The following is a 9,646-nucleotide window of genomic DNA, read 5'->3' on the forward strand; positions in this document are numbered from 1 at the left end:
GTGCCGGGGACACCGTCTACTCCGAGGTGGAGCTGCCCCAGGTCATCGACTCCGATGCGGCTGGGTTCGGCCTGCATCCCGCTCTGCTTGACGCCGCTCTACACGGGCTCCTGGCTACCGGAAGCAGCAATAGCAATGGCAACGGCAATGGTGGGGGGACGGGGTTGCCGTTCGTGTGGTCGGGGGTGCGTTTGCTGGCCGGCGGTGCCCGCCACCTGCGGGTGGTGCTGACGCCCGGGTCGGGTGGGGTCTCGGTGGCGGCGTTTGACGGTGTCGGTCAGCCGGTGCTGACAGCCCGGTCGTTGGTGCTGCGGGAGGCGTCGGCTGGTCAGCTCACTGGGGCCGGTCGGCAGGTGCGGCAGTCGCTGTTCACCGTCGATTGGGTCCCGCTGCCTGCCCCGCAGACCCCTGACACCGCTCCGGTGCAGTGGGTGCGGCATGGTGAGTCGGTCGGGTCCGAGGTGGCTCCGGTGGTGGTGGCGGTGCCGTCTGTCCCGTCGGGGATGTCGGCGCCGGAGGCGGCTCAGTTGGCTGCTGTGACGGTGTTGGGTTGGGTGCAGCAGTGGCTGGCCGATCCCGAGACGGACAATGCGCGGTTGGTGGTCTGGACCCAGGGCGCAGCTATCGGGCAGGACCTGGCCGGTGCCGCGGTGGTGGGCCTGGTGCGCTCGGCGCAGTCCGAGCACCCGGGGCGTGTGCTGCTGGTCGACGTCGACCCGACGGCCGGCCTGGACCCTGCCAACGACGGCGACGTGGACACCGTGCTGGCTGCGGTGCTGGGTGCTGATGAGCCTGAGGTCCGCATCCGCCCTGCTACTGCTGACGGCGGGACCGCAATGGCGTTTGGGCGTCGGCTGGTCCGGGCCGGGTCGGGTGAGTTGGTGTTGCCTGGTGGTTCGGGTTGGCGGGTGGAGGTGGAGGAGCCGGGTGATCTGGGCAGTGTGGCGGTGGTCGATGCTCCTGAGGCGGGGGCGGTGTTGTTGCCGGGTCAGGTGCGGGTGGGTCTGCGGGCGGCGGGTGTGAACTTCCGCGATGTGGTTGCCGGGCTGGGAATGGTTGCGGACGGCCGGATGCTGGGCGGGGAAGGCGCTGGCGTGGTGCTGGAGATCGGTCCCGGAGTCACCGGCCTGGTTGTGGGTGAGCCGGTGATGGGTTTGGTGCCGGGGTGGGGGCCGGTGGGGGTGGTGGACAGCCGCTTGGTGACTGCGGCGCCGCGGGGGTGGTCGTTCCAGGAGGCTGCTGCGGTGCCGGTGGGGTTCTTGACGGCGTTTTATGCGTTGCGGGATCTGGCTCAGGTCCGTCCGGGTGAGCGGGTGCTGATCCATGCCGGTACCGGCGGGGTGGGCACGGCTGCGGTGCAGTTGGCCCAGGAATGGGGTTTGGAGGTCTTCGCCACCGCCAGCCCGGCGAAGCAGGCCGCATTGCTGGCGATGGGCATCGAGGAGAACCACATTGCCTCGACGCGGGATCTGGCGTTCTGTGAGCGGTTCCTGGCCGTGACCGGTGGCGAAGGCATGGACGTCGTCGTCAACGCCTTGGCGGGAGAGTTCACGGATGCCTCGCTGCGGTTGTTGCCGCGTGGTGGTCGGTTCGTCGAGATGGGCAAGACCGATATCCGCAACCCCGAGCAGGTCGCCCAGACATACCCGGGAGTGGTCTACCAGGCATTCGACCTGATGGATGCCGGTGTACCGCGGGTCGGGGAGATGCTCGCGGAGCTCGGCGGCATGTTCGAGGCCGGGATACTGAAGCCGCCGCCGGTCACGTGTTTCGACTTGACGCAGGCGGTCGCGGCATTGCGTCATCTGCAGGCCGCCCGGCACATCGGCAAGGTCGTACTGAACGTCCCCGCCGCCTGGGACCCGCACGGCACCGTCCTGGTCACCGGCGGGACCGGAACCCTGGGCGGGGAACTGGCCCGGCACCTGGTCACCGTCCGCGGCATGCGGCATCTGGTATTGCTGTCGCGGCGGGGTCCGGCGGCGCCGGGCGCGGCGCGTCTGGTCGCGGAGTTGGCCGAGCTGGGCGCGGACGTCCGGGTGGAGGCCGGCGATGCCGCCGACCGGGATGCCCTCGCCTCGGTCCTGGCCAAGATCGCAGTCGAGCGGCCGCTGACGGCGGTGGTGCACGCAGCCGGTGTGATCGACGACGCCACCGTGGAGTCGTTGACACCGCAGCGGATGGCACCGGTGCTGTCGGCGAAGGCTGACGCGGCCTGGAACCTGCACGAACTGACTGAGGACATGAGCCTGGCCGGGTTCGTGCTGTACTCCTCAGCCGCAGCGGTCATGGGCAGCGCAGGACAAGGCAGCTACGCCGCCGCCAACGCGTTCCTGGACGCCCTGGCCGTCTATCGCCGGGATCGGCAGCTGGCCGGCCAGTCGCTGGCCTGGGGCCTGTGGGACCAAACCTCGGAGATGACCGAACAGCTGGAGGGCGCGGGCTTGTCCCGTCTGCGCCGCGGCGGCATCGAGCCGATGACGACGGAGCAGGGCCTCGCGCTGTTCGAGGCCGCTACCGCGTGGGGCGCACCGTTGGCGGTCCCGACCCGCCTCGACCTGACAGCACTGTCACGCCCGGGACGACCGATACTCCCGCTACTGCGCGGCCTGGCCACTGCCGTTCCCGCCCGCCCGACCGCAGCCGTGTCCGCAGACGCGGGTGCCGTTGGCTTGGCGGCCCGGTTGGCCGCTCTCTCTCCCGCAGAGCGGGAGCAGGAACTCCTGGAGGTCATCCGGGCTGCCGCCGCCGTTGTCCTGGGCCACATCCGCCCCGGGGACATCGACTCCCAGCGGCCCTTCCGCGAGATGGGCATCGACTCTCTGACCGCGCTGGAGCTCCGCAACCGGCTCGCGAGCGAAACCGGCCTCACCCTCCCCGCCACCCTGGTTTTCGACTACCGGGCACCGGACGAGCTCGCCCGGTTCCTGCTCGAAGAGCTCGGTGAGCTCGGTGACACCTGGGCACCCGCTGACGAGGACATCGCCGAGCAGTTCGCCAGGTTGGAGACGGCCCTCGCCAAGGACAGGGACCTCGATGAAAAGCTGCGCGGGTTCGCCCGCTCCCGTCTGCAGGCACTGCTGAACATGGTGGGCTGACCGGATCGATCGATTCCACCGGATCGATCCGAAAGAGAGGAGAGAGCCGGCCCGCGAGAGTGGAGTTGGAGGAGGAGCCGGAGCGGTTGTGCCGCTCGATGAGCTCTACGAGGCCCCTCTCGCGGGAAGAAGGTGGTCGCCCATCCGTCCGGCCGAGCCGTAGCCGCACCTGCCGCGCGGGTGCCCTCACCGCGGTCCTGCGCCGACGAATCCCCACAGTGGGCAGTGGGAGTTCGAGGCCCTTATCTCCCCGATCGGGCGACCGTGTCTGCCCTTCGGCCGACGGTTCAAGGGTCTCGCCGCGCTGGTCCGACGCACCGCCACCGTCCGGGCGGACGAACGCAGTGTTCGCCCCTTCAACGACATTCACGTCTTTCAACGACGGCGAACTCGCCTGCCCCCGCACCCGCATTGCACAGTTCGCCGCGGCCGACCTGAAGGCACTCGTTCAGCGCGGCGGGCCCACCGCCGGCGTCGAACCAGCGGCGCAGACCCCGCCCGACGGGCCGCTGGCTCCCCTCGTGGTCGAGGTCGACCGGTTGGTCGGCTGGGATGGTGACGTCGGCGTGGGCGGTCGGCGCGGCCGGCTCACGGCCCAGCTCGCCGGGCAGCATGCCATCTGCGGTTCGACGGCCATCCCCGTGCCCGACACCGTCAGACTCGACGCCCTCTGGCACACCGGCCCCTTCGACCGCGCCCGCCGCAGGCGACCTTGGCCACAGCCCCCTTCCGCGCCGCACATCGACCTCTACTCCTCCAGGGGGGTCTTTGCGTAACCTTCCAGGATTTCGTGATTCCGCCATTCCTCAAGAATCTTGGCGTACTTGATGATTCCTCCGCCATAGAAGTTGTTCAATACCGCCTTCGCATCATCCGGATTGCCCTCGTTGTTGACGTAGCTGGGAGTGCACTCGCCGATGTTCATCCGGGCCGCCGCGATCCGCCTCGTGCTCCATGATTCGCGCATGGCGATGAGCCATGCCTCCTCAGCTTCAACGGTCGCCTCGACGGAGGCGACCTCGCCTTCCAGGCAGTGGTTCACTATCCATGCGATATGCATGGCTTGCTTTCCGTTCCCGTACAGGTAGTTGGCGCCGAGCCCATTTCCCACCAACGTCATCTGGAAGTAGTTGGGGAGCCCGCTGACCAACATCCCGTGGAGGTTCCGGAATTCATCTCTCCAGCGCTCCTGCAACGTCACGCCGTTCCTGCCGGTGATGGGGAACTGCGCGACCTGGAAAAGTTCGGGATTCGTTGCCGCCAGTCCCGATGCGTAAACGATCAGATCCGCCCCGTACTCGACACCATCGACGACGAGACCGTGTTCGGTGATCTCATCGACACCTGCAGGGCAACTCACCAGGGTCACGTTCGACCTGTTGAAGGTCGGGTAGTAGTCGTCGCTGAAGGTAGGTCGCTTGCACCACGATGCGAAGTACGGCTTGAGCGACTCCGCAACGTTCGGGTCGTCTACCGTGTCGTCGATCCGTGCGCGCAACTTCTCCATGAACGTCATGTTGGCGAGCGCAAGTCGCTGCTTGAGGGTGAGTTCGACGCCGGCCTTGCCGGCCATCTCGGCCACCTCCGCGCCCAAGTTGCGAAGCGTGATCGAAAGTGAGGCGGAGTCGCTGACCACACCGTTGGTGTAAAGCGGCTCGGCGCTGGGGTTTCCTTCGACGTTCGCCATCATGTTCCAGGCGCGGCGCTCCTGCCATCCCGGCTCGAGGCCGGCGGCCCACTCCGGATCGGTCGGGAAGCTCTGGCGCGACGCGACCAGGGCCGGCGTGCGCTGGAAGACGTAGAGATGCTTCGCGTATCTCGCCACAACCGGGATGATCTGGACGGCGCTGGCCCCTGTTCCGATGACGGCAACGCGCTTTTCGCGCAGCTTGTACAGGTCCCCGTGGGTGTTACCGCCCGTGACCTGGTAGTCCCAGCGTGCGCTGTGGAAGCTGTCGCCCTTGAAGCGGTTGATCCCTGGGATGCCGGGCAGCTTGCCCGAAGTGAAGGATTCTCCAGCCGCCAGTACCACGAATCGTGCGCGGAGGGCATCGCCTCGATCCGTTTCGATGGTCCACCGCCGACCGTCTTCGTTCCACGTAGCGCTGTTGACACTCGTCTGGAAAAGCGTCTGCGCACGGAGGTTGAAGCGATGGCCGATGCGCTGCGCATGTTGCTGAATCTCTTCAGCGTCCGTGTAGCGCTGACTCGGAATGTAGCCGGTGTCCTCGAGCAGCGGAAGGTAGCAGTACGCCTCGCTGTCACATGCGGCACCGGGATACTGGTTGTAGAGCCAGGTCCCGCCGTAGTCGTGAGCACGTTCGATGAGCCGGAAGTTGTCCACGCCCACCTTGCGGAGCTGTGCGGCAGTCTGCAGACCTGCGAATCCGCCACCGATGATCACGACGTCGACATCGGTGGCGACAGGGTCGCGGTCATGGCGGTCCTGATGGAAGGTGTCGTCCAGGTACTTCTGGTACTCCCCCTCCATCTTGATGTATTGCTTGGCGCCTTCGGCGCGGAGACGCTTGTCGCGCTCAAGGTCATAGCGATCCTTCAGCGCCTGAGGGTCGAAGTCGAGTTGCAGTAGCTCTTGCAGACCGGTGAACTCGCTAGCGGCCACTGATATCACTCCTCTCTCGGACGCACTACCGAAGCCGGAGCGACATCGCCCCGGCTGACGGTTGCGCACCGAGTACACACAGCTCGGCCGAAGCCTCCGGCTGTCCGACGATTCGTTGGGTGGGACCGATCGCTCCGACGGGACCTGGTGTTGCCACGAAAGGAGGGGCCACTTCAGGGCGACGTGGTCAGCCAGAGGTGCTCAAGACCGCGCAAGGCGGTGTGGGGTTTCCAGTCCGGGCGCTGGGTCATCCGGCACTCCGGGAGGAGGGGCAGCAGGTGGCGGAGGGCGATGGCGGCCTCGGCGCGTCCCAGCGAGGCGCCGAGACAGAAGTGGATCCCGTGGCCGAACGACAGATGCCGGCGGGTGTCGCGGGTGATGTCGAAGACTTCCGGGTCATCGCCCAGCGCCTCGTCGCGATTGGCCGCGCCGACGAGTACGAGGGCACGCGCGCCTGCCGGGACCGTGGTGCCGCCGACCGCCGCGTCCTTCAGCGCGAGACGGGCCAGGAGTTGGACCGGAGGGTCGTAGCGGAGGGACTCCTCGATGCACTTGTCGATGAGGTCGGGGGCGGACTGCAGGGCGGCGAGCTGGGCGGGGTGGTTGAGCAGGGCGAGGACACACCCGCCGATGAGGCCGCGGGTGGTCTCGTAGCCGGCGATGAGCAGCAGCCGGCAGGTGATGATGATCTCGTGCTCGGTCAGGGTGCTGTTCTCGTCATGGACGTGAACGAGGGCGGAAACGAGGTCGTCGCCCGGCTCGATGCGCCGCTTGTGCAGCAGCGCCAGCAGGTATTCATGGAAGCCGTCCCGGGCGGCGCGCATCATGGGGCGGACCTCGGACGGTATGAGGAAGCGGAAGTCGGTACTGCGGGACAGCTGCTCGGCCCATGTCGCCAGCTTCGGCCGGTCGGCCTCCGGGATACCGAGCAGCTCACTGACCACCCGGACCGGCAGCGGACGCGCGAGCTGGTCGATGACGTCGAAGCGAGGGCCGAACTCGCCCACCAACTCGCTGGTGGTCGCCTCGATGCGCGGCATAAGTGCCCGGACACTCGCCGGGGTGAAAGCACGGGACACCAGGCGGCGGAGCCTCGTGTGGTCGGGCGGCTCCAGCCGGAACATGTTGCTGGCGTTGTCCTCATCGGTGGCGACGTCATTCGGCACGTGGCTGAAGGCCGGGTCGCTGAGGACCGCTGCGCAGTCCTGGTAACGGCTGAAGACGAACAGGTTCTCGCGCGGCCGGGCGACCGGCCGTTCGGAACGCCATTTCGCATAGGCCGGATAGGGATTTTCGACATGGTCGGGGCTGAAGAGGGCGGCGAGAGCCGGGCGCTCCTCCGGCCGCACGGCGAGCTCAGACATCCGCGTGTCCCCATCGCCTGTGTGGGCTCAAGGTCAGCCGGACGGGCAGGAGGCCATCGATCGGCGTGCTGGCCGGGGGCCGGGTGCGCCGTTGCCTGACACAGGGAGGTGATGTCACGGATGCCTCCGGAATCGGTAGGGGAAGACCTCTACTGGTGGGGCCGCTCGAACGTGACCGGAAGCGGCGGTCGCCGCAAGAGGATGCCGTGGACCTGGCCGACCAGTGCGTCCACGTCCGTCAGCGGCTCCTCCGGGCGGCGGTCCTGTCGCTCGGGGTACTGATGAGCGACAGGGAAGTCGGGCATGCCGCTCCACGTGCTGGCTTCGGCAGAATGACGCGCGATGTATGTGCGCCACCGGCACCCATCGCCAGGCAAGCCAGGCTTGAGCCTACAGGCGGCCCTCCCGGCCACGGCCTGTCGGACAGTTCCTCTGTTCCACTGCGTAGGCACAATCCGCCCACTGCCGGTGTACGGATTCCGGCCGGCACCCAGTCGCGCTGGATGAGCTGACGGTCGGCCGGCCAGGTGAGAGCGGTGACACGTGGAGGCCATTGCCTCCCAATGGGCGCGTGGTGGAACCGTGTTATTTCGGGTGGTGAGGCGCGGTGACTACCTTCCGGTCATGAGGGACCGTAAGGCGTATGCGTTCAACAGGGCGCACGGTGAGCCAGGCCCTGCCCCGGGCCCTCGCCCGTGTCCCGGACCGGTGACAGCTGGAAGTCGTCAGTTGGGGCTCACCGGCCGCAGGGCCCGTTCCCCGCAGTTGTCGGTGAAGTGCACGAGGAAGCGGGTCGTCGGCGAACCGGAGGATGGCATGGGCCTGATCGCGCAGGCGTTCCAAGGGGTCGCGGGCGGTGGTCTGCCGGCTCGCGGTGGCATCTCGCGCGGCCAGGTCCCCGTGCGCAGGAGAGGTTACTCGTCCCGGAGGATGCGTCCGGACGGCCGGCCGCGTCGTCAGCGTGGACCCGAGGAGCGGCGCTCGGTGGACACGCGTCTTGGACGCCGGAGGGCCTGCTGGTGTGAGCGGATCGAAGCACCGGGATTGTGGTCAGCGTCTCTGCCGACACCGGTTCGGGAATTCGGGTAGCGCAGTGGCGATGCTGCGAGCGGGAACCGGCTCACTTCTCTCTGAAACGCTGAATTTCTTTTCGCACGGGACGGACGGACATGCCAAGCGCTGAAGGATTTCCTGTGCGGGATGACATGATCGCAGTCATTGGCATGTCGTGCCGCCTGCCCAAGGCACCGGACATCGACGCCTTCTGGCAGCTTCTCCGCAGCGGTGGCGATGCGATCACGCGGGTGCCGGCGGACCGGGAGGAGATCGGTCGGTCGCGGGCGGGCGACGCCCTGCCCGGCATTTCCTTCGGCGGCTATCTGGAGAGCGTCGACCGGTTCGACGCCGAATTCTTCGGCATCTCCCCACGCGAAGCCACCGCCATGGATCCCCAGCAGCGGCTGGTGCTCGAACTGAGCTGGGAGGCGTTCGAGGACGCCGGCATCGTGCCGGGCAACGTCCGCGGTGACCGGATCGGCGTCTTCATCGGGGCGAACCGCGACGACTACGCCGCGCTGCTGCGTGGGCGTGGCACGGACGCGATAACGGCACACAGCAACACCGGCCTGCAGCGCGGCATGATCGCGAACCGGGTCTCCTACGTGCTCGGGCTGAGCGGTCCGAGCTTGACGGTGGACACGGCCCAGTCGTCCTCGCTGGTCGCCGTTCATCTGGCGTGCGAGAGCCTGCGCCGCGGGGAGTGCACCAGCGCGCTGGTCGGCGGGGTCAAGCTCAGCATCAGCCAGGAGACGGCGGCTGAGGAAGCGAAGTTCGGCGGCCTCTCGCCGGACGGGCGCTGCTTCACGTTCGACTCGCGTGCCAACGGTTACGCGCGCGGCGAGGGCGGCGGCATGCTCGTCCTCAAGCCCCTGTCGAGCGCGTTGGCCGCCGGTGATCCCGTGTACTGCGTGATCCGCGGCAGCGCAGTCAACAGCGACGGCGCAAGCGACGGTCTGACCGTTCCGAGCGGCGCGGCACAGGAAGCGGTCATCAGGCGTGCCCACCAGCTCGCCGGCCTGCAGGCGGCGGACGTGCAGTACGTCGAACTGCACGGCACCGGGACCCGGGTCGGCGACCCGGTCGAGGCGGCGGCGCTCGGCGCCGCGCTGGGCCGGGACCGCGCTGAGCACGGCCCGCTGGTCGTCGGCTCGGTCAAGACGAACATCGGCCACCTCGAGTCAGCGGCGGGAGTCGCCGGTTTCCTCAAGGTCGCGTTGGCCATCCGCGAGCGCGAGATCCCGGCCAGTCTGAACTTCCGTGAGCCGAACCCGCAGATTCCGGTCGACGAGCTGAACCTGCGGGTCCAGACCCGGACCACGCCCTGGCCGCAGGCCGACCGGTCGCTCATCGCCGGGGTCAGTTCCTTCGGGATGGGCGGCACCAACTGTCACGTGGTGGTCGGAGAGGCACCCGTCCTCGAACGGTCGGCGGCACCTGAGGCCGGGGTGGAGTCCGTTGCGGAGGTGGGGTCGGAGTCTGCGGGTTCGGTGGTGTGGGTGGTG

At 68.1% G+C, this 9,646-nt stretch carries 6 protein-coding genes; 3 read left to right on the forward strand and 3 right to left on the reverse strand.

Annotated features, from left to right (window positions below):
- Nucleotides 1-26: 26 nt before the first annotated feature.
- A complete protein-coding gene (locus WA788_RS34700; RefSeq protein ID WP_335984356.1) occupies nt 27-3,098 on the forward strand; it encodes an SDR family NAD(P)-dependent oxidoreductase in 3,072 nt (1,023 codons plus the stop codon).
- Nucleotides 3,099-3,442: 344 nt separating this feature from the next.
- Nucleotides 3,443-3,874: a hypothetical protein gene (locus WA788_RS34705; RefSeq protein ID WP_335984357.1), complete on the forward strand. Its 432-nt coding sequence runs from the start codon at nt 3,443-3,445 to the stop codon at nt 3,872-3,874.
- On the opposite strand, the gene WA788_RS34710 is transcribed toward WA788_RS34705, so the two are convergent.
- From WA788_RS34710 to WA788_RS34720, 3 genes are all read right to left on the reverse strand, one after another.
- A complete protein-coding gene (locus WA788_RS34710) occupies nt 3,847-5,721 on the reverse strand; it encodes a flavin-containing monooxygenase (RefSeq protein ID WP_335984358.1) in 1,875 nt (624 codons plus the stop codon). The genes WA788_RS34705 and WA788_RS34710 overlap by 28 nt on opposite strands.
- A gap of 173 nt (nt 5,722-5,894) precedes the next feature.
- Nucleotides 5,895-7,085 carry a cytochrome P450 gene (locus WA788_RS34715; protein ID WP_335984359.1) on the reverse strand — a complete coding sequence of 397 codons (1,191 nt, stop codon included), beginning with the start codon at nt 7,083-7,085 and terminating at the stop codon, nt 5,895-5,897.
- Between the two features lie 149 nt (nt 7,086-7,234).
- Nucleotides 7,235-7,390, reverse strand: a complete 156-nt coding sequence (locus tag WA788_RS34720; protein ID WP_335984360.1) for a hypothetical protein — start codon at nt 7,388-7,390, stop codon at nt 7,235-7,237.
- Between the two features lie 864 nt (nt 7,391-8,254).
- On the opposite strand from WA788_RS34720, the gene WA788_RS34725 reads away from it, so the two are divergent.
- On the forward strand, nt 8,255-9,646 hold a 1,392-nt coding region (locus WA788_RS34725), incomplete at its 3' end, for a beta-ketoacyl synthase N-terminal-like domain-containing protein (protein WP_443034143.1).

Origin of the sequence: Streptomyces sp. CA2R106 (assembly GCF_037034245.1) — a bacterium.
GTDB lineage: Bacteria > Actinomycetota > Actinomycetes > Streptomycetales > Streptomycetaceae > Actinacidiphila.